This is a genomic window from Daejeonella rubra, from assembly GCF_900103545.1.
Classification (GTDB): Bacteria; Bacteroidota; Bacteroidia; order Sphingobacteriales; family Sphingobacteriaceae; genus Daejeonella; species Daejeonella rubra.
On record NZ_FNHH01000006.1, the window covers coordinates 121,421 to 139,689 of the forward strand.

13 protein-coding genes are annotated in these 18,269 nt (G+C 40.1%); 5 read left to right on the plus strand and 8 right to left on the minus strand.

Annotated features, from left to right (window positions below; genetic code table 11):
* Positions 1–74: 74 nt before the first annotated feature.
* From BLR27_RS06230 to BLR27_RS06250, 5 genes are all read right to left on the minus strand, one after another.
* The gene (locus BLR27_RS06230) at positions 75–479 is read right to left on the minus strand and encodes a hypothetical protein (protein WP_090702043.1); all 405 of its coding nucleotides are present in this window, start codon (positions 477–479) and stop codon (positions 75–77) included.
* A gap of 75 nt (positions 480–554) precedes the next feature.
* The gene (topA, locus tag BLR27_RS06235; RefSeq protein ID WP_090702046.1) at positions 555–3,140 is read right to left on the minus strand and encodes a type I DNA topoisomerase; all 2,586 of its coding nucleotides are present in this window, start codon (positions 3,138–3,140) and stop codon (positions 555–557) included.
* A 142-nt stretch (positions 3,141–3,282) separates the two neighbouring features.
* A complete protein-coding gene (gene mnmA, locus BLR27_RS06240) occupies positions 3,283–4,371 on the minus strand; it encodes a tRNA 2-thiouridine(34) synthase MnmA (RefSeq protein WP_090702050.1) in 1,089 nt (362 codons plus the stop codon).
* A gap of 189 nt (positions 4,372–4,560) precedes the next feature.
* Positions 4,561–5,928, minus strand: a complete 1,368-nt coding sequence (locus BLR27_RS06245; RefSeq protein ID WP_090702055.1) for an NAD-dependent succinate-semialdehyde dehydrogenase — start codon at positions 5,926–5,928, stop codon at positions 4,561–4,563.
* Positions 5,929–6,049: 121 nt separating this feature from the next.
* Entirely contained in the window at positions 6,050–7,108 is a 1,059-nt protein-coding gene (locus BLR27_RS06250) for a glycoside hydrolase family 2 TIM barrel-domain containing protein (RefSeq protein ID WP_143007708.1), read from the minus strand.
* A 170-nt stretch (positions 7,109–7,278) separates the two neighbouring features.
* On the opposite strand from BLR27_RS06250, the gene BLR27_RS06255 reads away from it, so the two are divergent.
* The 5 genes from BLR27_RS06255 to BLR27_RS06275 all read left to right on the plus strand — a co-directional run bounded on the left by BLR27_RS06255 (position 7,279) and on the right by BLR27_RS06275 (position 15,788).
* The gene (locus BLR27_RS06255) at positions 7,279–9,249 is read left to right on the plus strand and encodes a DUF1800 domain-containing protein (RefSeq protein WP_090702061.1); all 1,971 of its coding nucleotides are present in this window, start codon (positions 7,279–7,281) and stop codon (positions 9,247–9,249) included.
* Positions 9,250–9,268: 19 nt separating this feature from the next.
* Positions 9,269–10,534, plus strand: a complete 1,266-nt coding sequence (locus BLR27_RS06260) for a DUF1501 domain-containing protein (protein ID WP_090702065.1) — start codon at positions 9,269–9,271, stop codon at positions 10,532–10,534.
* Positions 10,535–10,862: 328 nt separating this feature from the next.
* Positions 10,863–11,381, plus strand: a complete 519-nt coding sequence (locus tag BLR27_RS06265) for a helix-turn-helix domain-containing protein (RefSeq protein ID WP_245704455.1) — start codon at positions 10,863–10,865, stop codon at positions 11,379–11,381.
* A 118-nt stretch (positions 11,382–11,499) separates the two neighbouring features.
* Positions 11,500–13,767: an InlB B-repeat-containing protein gene (locus tag BLR27_RS06270; RefSeq protein ID WP_143007709.1), complete on the plus strand. Its 2,268-nt coding sequence runs from the start codon at positions 11,500–11,502 to the stop codon at positions 13,765–13,767.
* A gap of 80 nt (positions 13,768–13,847) precedes the next feature.
* Complete coding sequence (locus BLR27_RS06275) at positions 13,848–15,788, plus strand: OmpA family protein (RefSeq protein WP_090702077.1); 1,941 nt, start codon at positions 13,848–13,850, stop codon at positions 15,786–15,788.
* Positions 15,789–15,864: 76 nt separating this feature from the next.
* Here BLR27_RS06275 and BLR27_RS06280 read toward each other — a convergent pair whose 3' ends face one another.
* The 3 genes from BLR27_RS06280 to BLR27_RS06290 are packed head-to-tail and all read right to left on the minus strand — an operon-like array spanning position 15,865 to position 18,233.
* Entirely contained in the window at positions 15,865–17,091 is a 1,227-nt protein-coding gene (locus BLR27_RS06280; protein ID WP_090702082.1) for a DUF3570 domain-containing protein, read from the minus strand.
* A 13-nt stretch (positions 17,092–17,104) separates the two neighbouring features.
* Entirely contained in the window at positions 17,105–17,335 is a 231-nt protein-coding gene (locus BLR27_RS06285) for a DUF4266 domain-containing protein (protein ID WP_090702320.1), read from the minus strand.
* Position 17,336: 1 nt separating this feature from the next.
* A complete protein-coding gene (locus tag BLR27_RS06290) occupies positions 17,337–18,233 on the minus strand; it encodes an FAD:protein FMN transferase (RefSeq protein WP_090702086.1) in 897 nt (298 codons plus the stop codon).
* Positions 18,234–18,269 lie beyond the last annotated feature (36 nt).

Below are 18,269 nucleotides of genomic sequence, written 5' to 3' on the forward strand. Positions count from 1 at the left end.
GAAAAATCGAAATTAAGCTAATTATGATTTAAATGCTTCAATCAGGCAATGGAAGCGCTTTTTTTAATATCAGCTTATCCAATCATAACACCCGGCTTATTCAACAGGGGAACACGTGTCATGTTAGTATCAACGATACTTTCAGGAACGAATATGAATTTTTTATCAAAGATCTGTCCTTTGATGTAATAACTCAACCAATATTCATTGGTTAATCCAAACACCTGTTCATCAATAAGTTCAACCTGTGCAAACGATTTGGCCGGAACATTGCCAATTGAATGGCGCAGAATGGATGTTTTTATTTTCTCGCCGTCTTTTTCTCCATATCCTTTAGAACTTATCAGGACAGTTTCAAGGGCTTCGTCCCTCATGTTGATGACATATACCTTCCAAAGCTTTGCTTCCGGTGTAGCAGATTCCATAACGATGGCTATCGCTACATTTTCGACAATATTTTCCGGAAGATCTTTTTTCATCAGAATGTAATAGTTTTTAAAGAATCACGCAGGTTTCATTAATTGCGAGTAAGCAGGAAAAATAGCGTGATCATCTTACTTTTTTACAAGACGTTTAGCCGGGCTTTTCTTTGCAGGAGCTTTTTTAGCTGTCTTTTTAGGTTTTGCAGTAAAAGCATCCGGAACCTGCTCTGTAATTAGTTTTTTGACTGTTTCAAGAGAAAGTAAGGCAAGTTCTTCAGCTGTATATTTATCATTCGTTGCCGGATTTTTCCCGAGTTTTAGCATTTCTTTTTGAAAACGAATAAAAGGCCCCCATCTGCCGTTTTCAATAGCAATTTTTTCAGCTGGCCATTCCTGGATAAAACGATTTGCTTCTTTCTCAATTTTCTTGCTGATCAGCTCATCTATTTCGGCCTGGCCAAGCTGGTCAAAATTATAACGTACCGGTACGTTAATGTAGAGGTTATTCCATTTGATGAATGGTCCGAAACGCCCTTTTCCTTTTGTTACAGGCAATTCCTGGAAATGTGCAATAGGTGCATCTGCAATGTTTTTCTCGTTAATGAGTTCTATTGCGCGTTCTAAATTGACTGATAATGGATCTTCACCTTTTGGTAAGGAAATGAAACTATCACCCCACTTAATATACGGACCAAAGCGGCCAACACCAACACTCAGTTCTTTTCCCTCATAGTCTTCCAACTGAAATGGAAGTTTAAAAAGTTCCAGCGCTTCTTCTAAAGAAATAGTTTCGATCATTTGTCCTGATCGCAGACTTGCATAGCGTGGTTTTTCGTCTTCCTCATTCTCTGAGGTTTCACCAATTTGAACAAAAGGACCATAGCGTCCGATTCGTACAGATATTTTTTTACCTGTTTCGGGATCATTACCTAATTCACGTTCACCACTTGCACGGTTAGCATTTTGCAAGGTAGTTTCAACTTCCATGTGGAAAGGGTTGTAAAATGTCCGGAGCATCTCCGTCCAGTTTTTCAAACCCTGTGCTATCTCATCAAATTCTTTTTCAACTTTTGCAGTGAAGTTAAAATCTACGATCCCTTTAAAATGCTCAACCAGGAAATCATTTACTACAGCACCAATATCAGTTGGAAATAGCTTGTTTTTTTCTGCTCCCGTATTTTCTGTCCTGGTTGCTGCACTGATCTGACCTTCCTTCAGACTGATCACCTGAAATTGACGTTGTTTTCCTTCACGCTCTTCTTTAACTACATATCCACGATTCTGAATAGTTGAAATAGTTGGAGCATAAGTAGAAGGACGGCCAATTCCAAGCTCTTCAAGCTTCTTAACCAGACTTGCCTCTGTATAACGTGCCGGTGGTCGTGAATAGCGCTCTGTGGCGTTCATTTCACGCAAATTAAGTGTCTGGCCTTTGGTTAGTGGAGGAAGGATGGAGTTATCATTATCTTCATCCAGATTGATCTCTGCATCTTCATCGTCAGTTGACTCCATATAAACCTTCAGGAAACCATCGAACTTCATTACTTCACCATTGGCAACAAACTCCTCACTGCGTGTGGAAATGCTGATTTTAGCGGTGGTCTTTTCGAAATTGGCCTCTGCCATTTGTGAAGCGATAGAACGCTTCCAGATCAGATCATATAATCTTTGTTCCGAAGAGTCGCCGCTGATGGTATGCTGTTCAAAATAGGTAGGGCGGATTGCTTCGTGAGCTTCCTGTGCACCGGCCGATTTAGTTTTATATTTCCTTAACTGATGATATTTTTCACCGTACGCTGATTTTATCTCTGCTGCAGCGGCATTTAAAGCGGTATCCGATAAATTTACAGAATCGGTACGCATATAGGTGATCTTTCCGCTCTCGTACAGTTTCTGAGCTACAGACATTGTTCTTGCAACTGAAAAGCCTAATTTTCTGCTCGCTTCCTGTTGTAAGGTTGAGGTGGTAAAGGGTGCCGCCGGACTTCTTTTTGTTGGTCTGGTTTCAAGGCTTCTTACTGTATAGACTGCATGAATGCAATCTTTAAGGAAGCTTTCAGCTTCAGGAGCCTTTTCAAAACGTTCAGGTAGTTCGGCCCGGAATATTTCCTTTTGGCTATCGGTATAGAATATTGCTACGACCTTGAATGCGGCTGTCGCGGTAAATTTGTTCACTTCACGCTCTCTGTCAACGATCAAACGAACCGCAACAGATTGAACGCGTCCGGCAGAGAGGGAAGGCTTTACTTTTTTCCAAAGTACCGGTGATAATTCAAATCCAACCAGACGATCTAAAACCCGTCTGGCTTGTTGAGCATAAACTAAATTATAATCTATTTTTCTGGGCGACTCAATGGCTTTTAGTATGGCAGTTTTGGTGATCTCATGGAAAACAATACGCTTGGTTTTATCTTCTTTCAAGCCCAATGTTTCAAACAGGTGCCATGAAATTGCTTCTCCTTCACGGTCCTCATCCGATGCAAGCCATACCATTTCTGCATCCTTGGCTAATCTTTTTAATTCATTAACAACTGCTCTTTTATCTGATGGAACCTCATAACGCTGTTCGAAATTATGGTTTACATCAATGGCATCATCGGTCTTGATCAGGTCACGAATATGACCATAGCTTGATTTTACAAGAAAATCTTTTCCCAGGTACCCTTCGATTGTTTTGGCCTTAGCCGGTGACTCAACAATAAGTAGATTTTTAGCCATTCAGTTCAATGATATAATGCAAATAAAGGTAATATTAAAGGGAATGGCAAATCAGTCATTTGCAGAATCGCAGAATACGTGCTGAAATCGGCCAGAATTCGAGAAAAAAATAGAATTCTAAAAATCTTTTTTTAGGAGAAGTTTAAACCAGAAAACCTCCTCCAAGGAGATCATTGCCTTCATAAAATACAGCCGACTGACCCGGAGCAATTCCAGAAACCGAATGGTGGAAATTTATTTTGATCCTATCTCCATCCTGTACAAGTGTACTCATTGCACCTGAATCTTTATACCTGATCTTGGTTACCGCATCAAGGGGTTCAGAAATGCTTTCATATTTTACCAGATTTATATTTCTTACGACTGCTTCTGATTTCTCAAGCTCTTCAATGGTTCCCAGCATAACCGTATTACTTTCAGGAAGAATTCTGGTAACGAACATCGGATGACCAAAAGCAACGCCTAATCCTTTACGCTGTCCGATAGTATAATAAGGATATCCCAGATGTTTCCCGGCAATGGTGCCGTCGCTGAGCATAAAGTTGCCGGGGCCAATGCGTTCGTCAAGATCGTCTACTTTATTCCTTAGGAAGGATCTGTAATCATTATCCGGAACAAAACAGATCTCATAACTTTCAGATTTGTTCGCCAGTTCTAACTGTCCCATATCTTTTGCCATTTGTCTGATCTCAGATTTGGCAAAACTTCCCAGCGGAAAGCGGGTGCGAGCCAGATTTTCCTGAGAAACACCCCAAAGCACATAGGATTGGTCTTTATGTTCATCCTTACCTTTAGAGATCACATAACGGCCACTATCCTGAACACGAATATTGGCATAATGTCCGGTAGCTATAAACTCACAATCGAGTTTGTCGGCACGCTTGAGCAGTGCTTCCCACTTAATATGCGTATTACATAGAACACATGGATTAGGGGTTCTGCCTGATAGATATTCATCAACAAAATTGTCGATCACGAAATCGCCGAATTCACTTCTGATATCCAATATATAATGCGGAAATCCATAAGCAACAGCAAGGGCGCGTGCATCATTGATGCTGTCCAGACTGCAGCATCCGGTTTCTTTGGATGAACCACCAGAAGAGGCGTAGTCCCAGGTTTTCATGGTCAGGCCGATTACCTCATAGCCCTGCTCGTGAAGCATTACTGCTGCTACCGAACTATCCACTCCGCCACTCATGGCAACCAATACTCTACCTCTTTTACTCATTGAAATATTATCAGGCTAACAGCCATTTGAATCAGCTGCAAAGATAAGGCTTTATTAAATAATCTGTCATGCAGACGGTCAGAGCGGGGTAAATTATGAAATTTAATAAAGATTCAGTCAGAAAACAGGACTGAATTATATGAAGTATTTATTTATATTATTATGTATAAATAATTGATTAACAATATTTTATTTAATAAATACTGTTTTGACATTTACAAATTCCTTAATTCCATAATGTGAAAGTTCCCTTCCATAACCAGATTGTCTGATCCCACCAAAGGGTAATCTTGGGTCTGACCTGACAAATGAATTTACAAAACAGGAACCGGCTTCGAGTTGCTTTGCTGCTATCTCTTCACCACGCTGAATATTTCGGGTGAATACAGCTGCTCCAAGTCCAAATACGCTGTCATTTGCCAAATTAACGGCTTCCTCTTCATTTTCAGCACTAATAATTGCCGCTACCGGTCCGAATAGCTCCTCATCGAATGCCGGCATATCCTTTTTGACGTTTGTAAGGATAGTGGGGGGATAAAAAGCATTGACCCCATCCGGGATTTTGCCTCCTAACAGGCAAATAGCTCCCATTTCAATGCTTTTCAAAACCTGCTGATGAAGTTCATCCCTTAGATCAATCCTGGCCTGCGGACCGATATCGCTCATTTCATTCAAAGGATCGCCCATGATCTTTGCAGCCATCTTTTGTTTGAACAATTCTGTGAATTGCTTCTCCACAGATTTGACCACTATAAAACGTTTGGCCGAAATACAGCTTTGTCCGCTGTTGATCAGACGGCTGTTCACACAACTTTCGGCAGCCAGTTCAAGATCGGCATCCTGTAGGATCAGGTAGGCATCACTTCCTCCAAGTTCCAATACTGATTTTTTTAAAACTGAAGCCGCTTTTGCAGCTACCTTTTTACCAGCTTCTGTACTTCCGGTGAGGGTAACAGCTTTTATATGTGGGTTTTCAATGACTCTATCAACCTGTTCACTGCCGATCAACAGGGTTTGAAACACATGATCCGGAAAACCAGCTTCTTTAATTATTTTCTCAATTTCAAGGGCACAGCCAAATACATTGGATGCATGTTTCAGGACTGCAGTATTTCCAGCCATCAGGGCAGGAGCAAGAAACCTGAAAACCTGCCAGAATGGAAAATTCCAGGGCATTACGGCAAGTATTACGCCCAATGGTTGAAAAGAGACATAACTTTTTGAGGCATCTGTTTGGATTAGCTCATCCTGTAAAAAAGTTTCTGCATGCCAGGCATAATATTCACAAACATCCGCGCATTTTTCAATCTCTGCCCGGCCACCTTTTAGAGGTTTACCCATTTCAAGGGCCATAAGTATGGCAAGTTCTTCTTTTCTATTGCGCAGAATTTCGGCTGTGGCCAATAAATGATTGCTGCGCACAGTATAGGAGCTTTGTTTCCATTTTTTCCATGCCTCATGCGTCTGATCGATTTTTGTGCCCACTTCCACAGAAGTATGAGCCTGATATGATTTAAGAACCTGTCCGTTTAACGGATTAATCGAATTTATGGTCATATCGTATTTGAATCGGGGGTAGTTTAATTAACAGAGAATTATTCCACCAAATTTAAATTTGGCAGGATACTTTTAAGCTTAAGGATATTATAGCCTTTACAGATATAACAGATAATACCCCTTATTTATTATTTAATTTTTTGATCAGATCGGTTTCTTCTTTCCGGTATGGTGTACCATTTGGCCAAAAAATATCGTGGAACCATACTTCAGGCTGAGCGCCATCTTTGATAGGTTTATCCCATGCGTATATGGTATTGGTTTTGCCGGAAACTAGTCCCCAGTTGATTGCCCCAATATTTTCTTTTTGCAGCATTGGCATCGAATTGGCGAAAGTACTGTTATTGGTTCGTGCCATGTATTCAGTACATATCATTGGTCTGCCATGGGTTTTAAGTACCTGTAAAGCTCTTTTATGCCATTCAGGTGCTTCATAATCATGATAAGTTATAATGTCTGAATTGAGGATCTGAAAGGCATTGAATTTTTCAAAATCCCACCTCCAAACTCCTGCAGAAATGGGCTGATCAGGATTTACCTCTCTGGCCCATTGAAAAACCTTTGTTAACAGGGGCAATGAGCTGTCTAATTTGCCTGAATTACCGGGCTCATTATACAGATCCCATAAAAGGATCCGTTTGTCTTTAGAAAAATGCCCCATTACATCCTTGACATAAGTTTCAAGGGCTGGGAAATTGTCTGTTTCCTTGTAGGCAGGATCACCGGGATCCTGTACCCAGCCTGAATTATGGATCCCTGGTTTCGGGGCAGGCTGTTTTCCTATCAGTCCTATCTTATTCCAGCAATCATCGAAAAACACAAAAATGGTTTGAATATGGTGTTTCTCTGCAATGCTTAAGTATTGATCTATTCTGCTTTTAAAGCCCTTAGGGTCTTGCTTGTATGCCAGGCTATGCAGATAGACCCGCATGGTATTAAATCCTATGCCCTCAGCCCAGCCTAGCTCCCTGTCAATAGTTTTGGGGTCAAATGATGAAGCCTGCCACATTTCCAGCTGGTTGATTGCAGTGCTGGGGATGAAATTAGCTCCATTTATCCATGGGTGTTCAGCATACCATTTGTTTGCTTTTTCAATGCTCCATTTACCTGCAATTTGAGCATTAACATGGAAGCTTATTGTCATTAATAAAACAGCTGTAATGATGTATCTTAACTTCATATTTTCCTTAGTTTATTTCCCCTGACAGTTTTTCAGCATTAAATTGAAATTGACTGGACGATAGGAGGTATTTCTTTATTTTTAATTTTAATACACAAAATACGATTAATTCGTTCAAATTTAATCCTTTAATGTTTTCAATAGTCTGAACAGTATAAAGCCTGGAAATCATGATTAAACATGCACTGAAATACTTTTATCTGCCTTTTGTAGTAATTTTTTGCGGGATTCTCTTTTCAGCATTTCTTGTGCCTGAAACCGTAGCGACCAGATTTCCATATAAAAAGGCAGGCCTGACTGAGCGTCAGGCGGCAGCACACTTATTGAACCGCTTTACTTTTGGTGCCCGTCCCGGAGATATTGATGAAGTCCTTAAAGCAGGTCCTGAGAAGTGGTTTGCACAACAATTGGCAGCAAAACAGAACGATGAACAGCTGAATAAAATGCTGAGCTCTTATGATGCTATCAATTTGAGCAATTCAGAGGTTGTTAAGCTATTCCCTAAGAATGCGCAGGTTTTACGTTTGGCCATCAGTGACGGCGTTATCAATAAGGATTCAGTGAACCTTTCTGATATGAAGAAATACCGTGAACAGCTTGGAGCTTATATGCGTGACAAAGGCTACAGGCCCCAGGCTGAACTTTTCAGGCAGCTGGTTAATCAGAAGATATTGAGAGCAGCATACAGTAATAATCAGATGCAGGAGATCCTGACTGATTTCTGGTTTAATCATTTTAATGTTTCAGTTACCAAAAATATAAGTGCAGAATATATTCCTGCTTATGAAAGAGATGTGATCAGGCCAAATGTGTACGGTAAGTTTGAAGACCTGCTCGTTGCTACCGCTAAATCTCCCGCCATGCTTTTCTTTCTCGACAATTTTAGCAGCGCAGGTTCAGCAGAAAGTATGAACAATCCTGTCAACGAAAAGATGCGTAAACAGATAGCTGCAAGGTCAGAAATGCAAATGGCAGATACCACATCATTAAGAACAAAGGCCTTGAAGAAGGTACAGCAAAACAGGAAAAACCAGGGACTTAATGAAAATTATGCACGTGAAGTGATGGAATTGCATACCCTGGGTGTTGATGGAGGTTATACCCAGGCTGATGTGACTCAGGCAGCCCGTGTGCTGACAGGCTGGACTGTTTCTCCTATGGAAAATGCCTATGGTTCTCCGGTAAAGAATATGATCGAAAAAGCAGGGGAGGAGAACCTGAAGAAAAGAGGATTTATCTTTGACGGTGATTTTCTTTTCGCTGCGAATCGTCATGATAGAGGCGAAAAGACGGTCCTTGGCAAAGTTTTCCCCGCTAACGGTGGATATGAGGAAGGTATTGAACTTTTGAGTATGCTCGCAGAACATCCTTCCACAGCAAAATTCATTTCCCGTAAGATCGCAATCCGTTTTGTTAATGATAAGCCATCAGAAATGCTTATCGAAAAGATGGCGAAAACCTTCAGGGAGAAGGATGGGAATATTTCAGAAGTACTCATCACCATGGTATCTTCTCCGGAATTCTGGACAGCCGAGGCATTAAGGGAAAAGACAAAATCTCCTTTTGAACTTGCAATAAGTGCAGTAAGGAGTATGAATGCTGAAATTAAACAGCCTTTCCAATTGAATACCTGGATCACCAGAATGGGCCAGAAAATGTATTATTATCAGGCACCGACCGGTTTTCCGGATAATGGACAATATTGGATCAATACAGGATCATTACTTAACAGGATGAATTTTGGCCTGGCCCTGGCTTCACAGCGTATTCCGGGAATAAAGGTTGATCTGTTGGCATTAAATAAGAATCGGGAGCCTGAAAGTTCTGAGGCTGCTTTGATCACCTACAGTAAAATAATTATGCCTGAGCGCGACCTTGATCAAACAATTGCCCGTCTAAGTCCGATGTTAAATGACCCGGAACTTCTAAAGAAGGTTGAAGCAGCTGCCTCTAAAAATAAAGTGCCACAAACCATGCAGACCATGACGAACGAGGATGCACAAATGACGAATGAACGAAGCCCTGAGTCTTTATTAAAAAATAATTCAATATCTCTTAATTCAGTTCCAATAGCTGGCAATAGTATGCTGGCACAGGTAGTTGGGGTGATCTTAGGGTCTCCGGAATTTCAAAGAAAGTGATATTTTAAAGCACAAGACCATGATATCAAGAAAAGCATTTTTAAAAGCAGGCGGTTTGACTTTGTTTGGTATTGGTATGGGAGGAATTCCGGCCTTTATGGCGCATGCTGCTGAACTGGTGCAAGCACCTAAGCTGTTCAAGAGAAAAAAAATATTGGTTTCTATTTTTCAGCGGGGTGCAATGGATGGACTCATGGCTGTTACTCCATTTGAAGATCAGTACCTAAAGGCTGCCCGCCCTGGACTATTCCTTAGTCCGGTTAAAAATGGCAATAACAACCCTCTGATTGATTTGGATGGCCGTTTCGGACTACATCCTTCGATGCGTGCTTTTGAAAGTATGTTCAGAGAGAAGCGCTTAGCGATTGTTCATGGAATGGGATCTCCAAACAATACCCGTTCGCATTTTGATGCACAGGATTATATGGAATCAGGAACACCTTTTAATAAAGGAACATCCAGCGGATGGCTCAACAGGGCAGCAGGATTACTTGGCCATGATGCAACTCCCTTTCAGGCAGTAAGCCTGACCTCCTCTATGCCGCGGTCTTTCTATGGTAATACACCTTCAGTTGCAATAAGTAACCTTCAGGATTTCACGATTCAGATGCGTGGCAATCCGATGGGTGCAAAACGGGTTTCTCAAAGCTTTGAAGAACTGTATGATCAAACATCTTCAGGTCTATTAAAGACCACAGGCAAAGAAAGTTTTGATGCCGTTAAAATGCTGCAGAAAGTAGATACAAAAAACTATAAGCCAGCTAATAATGCAGTTTATCCCAATAGTCCGCTAGGAAATTCCCTGAAACAGATCGCCCAATTAATAAAAATGGATGTAGGCCTTGAGGTTGCATTCGCAGAATCAGGTGGCTGGGATACCCATTTTAACCAGGGTTCAGAGAATGGGATATTTGCCAGAAATGTCAATGATCTTAGTCTGAGTATAATGGCTTTCTGGTCGGATATGGCACTGTATCAGGATGACCTTACAGTAATGACCATGACAGAGTTTGGAAGAACTGTTAAGCAGAATGGTACGGGAGGGACCGATCATGGACGTGCTTCCTGTAATTTCATACTTGGAAATGATGTGAATGGCGGCATTGTGCATGGTAATGTAGCCCCCCTGGCCCTGGAAAACCTGGAAGATGGTCGGGATCTGGCTGTTACCACAGATTTTAGAAGCATTTTCTCTGAGGTAGCAGAAAAACACCTGCTTATACCAAATAAGGAAAACTTATTATTTCCGGGTTTTGATGGTAAGAATATTGGTATTATGAAATGATCTCCGGATAATTTTGCTCCTGTTTTAGTCGAATTAATACACAATTTCTATAATACTAAGCATTCAATGTGATGCTTTTTCAGATATGTCCATTAATAATTCAGATAAATTTTTTCATCGTATTTTTAGTTTTAGATAATATTATGATATATTATTTCTTTAAGAGAAATATATTCTCTTAAAATATTCAAGTCGGCTATTTTTTATCAGCCAATACTCCAGTCCGTCCATTAATTTGGACATTATTTTTTATGGGGCACTTCCTTTGCAATAGAATATGTATACAATGGAACTCTTCATAAAAAATATGGTTTGCATTCGGTGCAAAATGATCGTTAAGCTCGAGCTTGAGAAAGCAGGACTTACCTTCGATCGTTTAGAGCTCGGAAGAGTCCATATAACTGGAACCCCTGGTTTAGATCAGTTAGAAGAATTCAGGCAGGGATTGATCAACTCAGGTTTAGAGTTAATAAAAAGTAAAAAAAGTATTCTGGTTGAGAAAATCAAAAATGTCATTTTTGAAATGCTGAATAATACAGCAGAGCCTTTAAGAATGAATTTTTCAGATCACCTCAGTGAAAAGCTTAATCTCGATTATACCTATCTCGCTAATATGTTTTCAGAATCTCAGGAAACCAGCATAGAGCAATTTATTATCAAGCAAAAAATCCAAAAGGTCAAATACCTAATTTCTTGCAACGAACTTACCCTGACAGAAATTTCCTGGAAGATGCATTATAGCAGTGTTGCTCATCTTTCCACCCAATTTAAAAAAGTAACCGGAATAACTCCCTCCATCTACAAGCAATATCCACAGAGCAGATACCTTCTGCTTGAAAATGTGTGAATCATATAAACTTTTCAAATAGTTGTGTAACATCTGAGCCGGAATACGGGAGTATGTTTGTATTGTGCTAAGTTCTGAACTTTCGGAACCGCCAATAAAACCTATAAAAAATCAAATTATGAACAAAAAAATTACTGTGTTTGAGGATAGTATCCAAATGCGTCGTAGCAAGGGCTATTCTAAAATCAGCATGTCTGTATGTTATATGGCCTTGCTATTTATTGCCTTCCTTGCAGGATGTAAGAAGGATGATTTTGAGGGTGAAGTTGTTGGAGTTTGTCCGGTTGTAACAACAGACCCTATGGATAAAGCTGTGGATGTTGTTTTAGGTAAAACTATAACGGCAACCTTTAATACCAGTATGAATGCCAGTACATTAAATAATTCAACATTTACATTAAAGCAGGGCACCACCCTGATTTCAGGAAAAGTTGGTCCAGCTACAAATGGAGCAGTTTTTACGTTTGATCCTGATGTTGATCTGTTACCATTTACAACATATACAGGTACAATTACAACCGGAGCAAAAGATACCTTACGTACATCAATGGTTGCTGATTATGTCTGGACATTCACTACGATACCAGTATTGAGAGTTTCAGCTGATCCAATTGCAGGAGGAACTGTAACAGGAGCCGGAGCATTTGCCCAGGGTTCTGTAGTAACTGTGAATGCTATTCCTGCTTCAGGATACGTTTTCCTGAACTGGACAGAATCCGATAATGGTCCTGCCGTTTCTTCAAGTGCAAGCTATCAATTCCCAATGGCTGGAAACAGAACATTGATTGCAAATTTTGAACCTATTCCAATCGGTCAATTTGCTGTGGTCTTATCTGCTAATCCGGCAGCAGGCGGAACAACCATCGGTGCTGGTTCGTTTGATGCAGGTTCAAGTGTTACAGTATCAGCAAGAACAAATGCAGGTTATACTTTTGTTGACTGGACTGAAAATGGTGTAAGAGTTTCCACTAGCTCGAATATACAGTTCACATTAAATGCTAACAGAACATTCGTTGCTAATTTCAGAGCAATCCCGGCATCGCAGTTTGCGGTTGTTTTATCATCTAGTCCGGCAGCAGGTGGAACAACAGACGGTGAAGGTGCGTATGCATCCGGAACTTCTGTGACTGTTACTTCTGCACCGAATACTGGATATACCTTTACAAACTGGACAGACCAGGTTAGCGGAAGTATTTTATCTACCAGCCCTGCTTATACTTTTGCATTAAGCGCAAACAGAAGCTTAATAGCTAATTTTGCTATCAATACCTATACATTGACTGTAAATGCAGTAAATGGAACGGTTGCAAAAGTTGCTGATCAGCCAAGGTACAATCATGGTAGCACAGTAGTTCTTACAGCTACTCCAGCTGCGGGTTATGTTTTCTCTTCATGGTCGGGTGATGCAACAAGCACTGCAAATCCATTGACAGTGAGCATGACTTCAAATAAAGTTATCACAGCTAATTTCACCGCAATACCAGTAGATGCTTTTATTCTTACAGTAAATGCAGTGAACGGTTCAGTTACTAAAACTCCGAATCAGGCTACCTATACAAACGGAAGCACAGTAGTGTTAACCGCTACAGCTGCTGCAGGTTATACATTCTCATCATGGAGCGGAGATGCTACAGGTTCAGTTAGTCCTTTAACAGTAACCATGAATTCTAATAAAAATATCACTGCTAACTTTACTCCATTAGTGGCAGTAGGTCCGGCAGCTGTTAATCTTGGAACTGCAGGTGATTTTGCGATCCTGACTAAATCAGGGATTTCAACTACCGGTGTCACATCTATTACAGGTGATATTGGTGTGAGTCCTGCTGCGGCAACTGCCTTGACAGGTTTTGGTTTGATCATGGACACTAACGGACAGTCTTCACATACTCCAATTGTAACAGGAAAGGCATTCGCATCTGATTATGCAGCCCCAACTCCTGCTAAAATGACAAAAGCTGTTGCTGATATGGAAACGGCCTTTACAACTGCCAACGGTTTAACAACTCCGGCTCCTATCGTAGGATTATATGCTGGTGACATCAGTGGAAGAATTCTTCCTCCGGGACTGTATAAATGGGCTACTGGTGTTTTAGTTACCAGTGCAGGTGTAACACTTACAGGAGGTCCTAATGATACATGGGTATTCCAGATAGCTCAGAATCTGACTATTAATAACAATGCTAAAATTACTTTATTAGGTGGAGCTCAGGCAAAAAACATCTTCTGGGTAGTTTCTGGTCAGGCTACGATCGGATCGAATGCAAATGTTAGCGGAATCATCCTAAGTAAGACTCTGGTTTCCATGAATACCGGTTCCAGAATTACAGGAAAGTTACTGGCACAAACTGCTGTGACTTTGAACGCAAGTACTGTTATAAATCCATAATAATTTCAATGGATCCCCCCTTAAACGGGGGGCTATTGAATTGAAGAATATTTAATAATTCATATTAAAAGAGAAATCTCATGTTAACAATAATTAAAATAAAGCAGCGATTGATCATCCTCTCCTTGATGATGATATTTGCTCAAAGCACACTGAAGGCTCAGACTTCACAACCAACCTGGTGGTTTGGTTTATCAGGAGCGGCAAATTTTAACTTCTATGACGGAACAACTCAAAGGCTTAATAATGCACTTTTTGTTCCGACAGCATTTCACAAGGGAGATGGTATTAAGCCATTTGGTTCCTTTCTGATGGAATATCGCCCCGGACCAGTTTGGGGAGCAATGCTGAATATTGGGTATGACGGCCGCGGTGGTAAATTTGATGGTGTAATTGCACCATGTGATTGCCCTGCAACACTGGAAACTGACCTTAGTTACATTACTATTGAACCTAATCTGAGATTAGGATCTGCAACCTCAAATTTCTACTTTTTTGCTGGCCCTCGTGTAGCTTTCAATCTTGATAAGAATTTTGAATACACACAGGAAAAACAACCTGATACAGATGGAGAATTTAGTGCAATTCGTAAAACGATACTTTCCGGACAAGTAGGAATGGGATATGATATTCCATTATCGCCTGCTACCAGTGCTTCGAAAGTAGTTCTTTCACCTTTTGTATCCTATCATCCATATTTCGGTCAGGATTCCCGTACCATTGAGAGCTGGTCTGTTTCAACTTTAAGAACAGGTGTAGCACTTAAATTTGGTAAAGGAAAGGCAGTTCCTGCAATTGTTGAAGTACCAGTGGTTGATGTTCCGCTTGCTGATGTTACTTTTTCTGTTCGTGCTCCAAAATCAGTACCAATAGAGCGTCAGGTAAGTGAAACATTGCCTTTGCGTAACTCTATTTTCTTTGATGAAAGTTCCTCAGAGATTCCTAACCGTTATGTATTGTTGTCTAAAAGTCAGGCTTCAGATTTCAAGGAAGTACAATTAGAAAATGTGCAGACAGTTACAATGAATGGTCGTTCTGCGAGACAATTGAATGTTTATCACAATATTCTGAACATCACGGGAGATCGTATGAGATCAAATCCTGGTACGATAATATCTTTAAGCGGAGCATCTATGAAAGGTGCCCAGGAAGGTAAAGCATTCGCTGAATCAGTTAAATATTACCTTGTCGACCGATTTGGAATTGATGCAAGCAGAATTTCAACTGAAGGCCGTATAAAACCATTGATTCCTTCTGAACAGCCTGGCGGAAAAAAAGAACTAACACTATTGCGTGAAGGTGACCGTCGTGTTGATATCCTTAGCGGTTCTCCTGAGCTACTTATGGAAGTAGGTGGTGGAATGATGAAACCTGTTAGTATTAATGCAGTTCAGGTTGATCCTATGGATAGCCATGTGGTATTTAATGTTGGAGGAGCCAAAGATCTGTTGAGAACATGGTCATTGGATATAACCAACAATATGGGAAATACACAACATTTTGGTCCATATACCAGAGACATTGTGAGTATTCCGGGTAAAGACATTCTTGGCAATAGCGCTGATGGTAATTATAAAGTAGTAATGACCGGCGTCAACAAAAAAGGCATAACTACAACAAAAGAAAGTTCTGTTTATTTGGTTCGCCAAACTGAGACTGTTGAAAAAGGATACCGTTTTAGTATTCTATTTGATTTTGATAAGTCAAGAACGATTGATTCTTATGAAAAGTTTCTGGTTGATGTTGTTAGTCCGCTTATAACAGATGGTTCAAAAGTAATCATTCATGGTCATACTGATATTATCGGTTCTGAGGATTATAATGCAACACTTTCAGAAAGCAGAGCAGCTCAGACTCAAAAAATTATCGAGGGAGCCCTGAATAATGCTGGAAAGAAAAATGTAACATTTGAGACTATCGGTTATGGTGAAGATCTTGATCGCTCACCATTTGAAAACAATCTTCCTGAAGAGCGTTTTTACAACAGAACAGTAATCATTGATATCGTGCCTGTTAAATAATTAACAATCATTAATAACAAAAAAGACAGGAGCGATCCTGTCTTTTTTTGTTTAATAACAATGAGTTTGAAATAATCTATTTGAATTTAAGATTTAAAGAAATTACATCAGAAAGCAAACTTGTTGATCTGACATAATGCCCATACCTTAATTCTACCATGTTTAAACGTTGAACTCCAAAAACACCTTTAGGAGGAGTAAGGCGGATTCCTGTCCCAAAAAAGTCACTGCTTAAACTAGACAGATCATAATCGCTTGTAAAATAGGTTGCAGCAGGATCATGTTGCCCATAGGCTGCAAAATATTTCGTTCCGCTTTGCTTATTGTATCGATAAAAGGGGCTCACAGAAAAGAAAGGGCTTATTTTAGTTGGGACCTCCAGCTCTGCTGTATGTGCGCTCAGTCCCCAGTCATCCTGGTAATAGCGATAAAAAGTTCGTATGATAAAATGGTCATCCAGGAAGTAATTAAGCCTTATGCCAATTGGTAATTTAAAACGATTATCCGGAAGATTTTCAGACTTTACAGTCCCATTCGTAAAATAACTCCGCTGGTATTTTGTCGCGAGCAAACCGTGCTGGTAGGCTGGTTCGATGATCAGCATGGCTTGAAGCTGCTGATTAATTACCTGTGAAATGGAGAAAGAACTGTTAAAGGAGTTTCTTGGACTAAGTGGCCCATCGTCATCATCCTCTCTGCCTCTGCCACTAAAAGTTCTCAACTCAACAGGAAGTATGACTGACCACTTATCAAGGAATGCCTGAAGCTTAAAATCAAACTGTGTGTTTTTATTTTTAGATAAGCGGGTTAAATTAAATGCTGCACCAATAGATGTATAATCATACTCGTAAGAGTATGAGCCAGTAAAACCATATGAATTTCCTGTCTTTTCATTTGATTTAGTCCAGTTTAAGGAAGGATAAACGCGGGTATCCTGCATGGATGCCGATGAAATACTATTAGGATCTATCTTATCTGATGATGCAGAAGTATAATGATCAACGCCAATTTCAAATGTGAATGTATTTTTTTTACCCCATTTATTGAATTTTGAGATCTGAAGATCAAATGTATTTGCGATGTCACTTAGTTTTTCAGTTCCAATTCCTCCCGTAACAGCTGAGTTATTTCCTTCCTGATGGTAGTAGGCTGATACAATATTAACCTCATCTACATGGAGCTTTCTGGACTGGTAATTTGTACTGTCATTTCCTGCGGATTCTGTTCGCTGTGCATTAGTTTGTGAATAGCTGTTTAATATTCCCAGATATAGCACAAAAACGAATAAGTATATTCTTCTCATTTTCTTTCAAAAATTAATTACATCCGCAGCCACCGCCACTTTTGCCTCCATTTGCACCTGAGGCACCCTCTCGGTATAGTTGGAAACTTTGCTCAAACTTTTGGACCTTTCTGGATGTTAATGCCATCTCCGAATCGTTCAATTTGTTCTTCTGATAGGATTTGACTGTACTGCATGAACATAAGATGCTGATACCAGTAATCCCAAGAAGAAAGACTCTTGTTAATTTGTTTAATGATTTCATTTTATTCATTTATAATAATGTTTTTAGAAGTATAAAGTTTGTCATGATCATCTATGATCACACATTCCACGTGGTGAAGCTGGTTTATAAGGTTTAATCCGACTTTGACACCCATAACAACGACTGGAGTTGCTAAAGCATCCGCAAGTTCTGCACTTGGGCATATAATACTGACACTTTTTATTCCGCTCACTGGTAAGCCTGTTTTAGGATCAATAGTATGGGAGTATCGTTTGCCATCGATGATCACAAACTTTTCATAATTGCCAGAAGTAGCAATGGCCATATTACTGATATTTAAAGAAGAAAATGGACGGAAACTCTGGTCAGGGTCTGCAATTCCAATGGTCCAGGCTGATCCATTTAACTGTTCTCCCCATGTAGTCAGGTCACCGGCAGCATTTACAATCCCACTTTTAATACCCATGTTTTGAAGTATCTGTTTGGCCTTATCTGCCGCATATCCTTTGCCAATACCTCCAAAACCAATTCGCATTCCCTTGTTTTTCAGCATGACCGTGCCATCCTCTTCATTGATCAGAACATGCCGATAATTGATCAAATCCACAGTTTTTAAGGCAGTCTCTTTATCTGGCAGGCTGGTCATGTTCAGGTCAAAGTTCCACAGACTTTTATCGATAGAGCCATAGGTGATGTCAAAAGCACCATCTGTAATTGCTGATATCTTATTGGCCCTGCTGATCAGAAGTAGTACTTCTCTGTCAATTTTTAAAGGCTTAATTCCAGCTAGACTGTTGATTTCATTGGCCTGACTGCTTTCTTTAAATGTAGAAAGTAATTCTTCGATTCTTTTTACTTCAGCAATTGCCAGATCAATAGCCTGATTTCCGATTACTTTGTTCTCAGCGATAACAGTGAACTCAAAACGGTTACCCATTAATTTAAGAACCCTATTGCACAATTCCTGAGAATA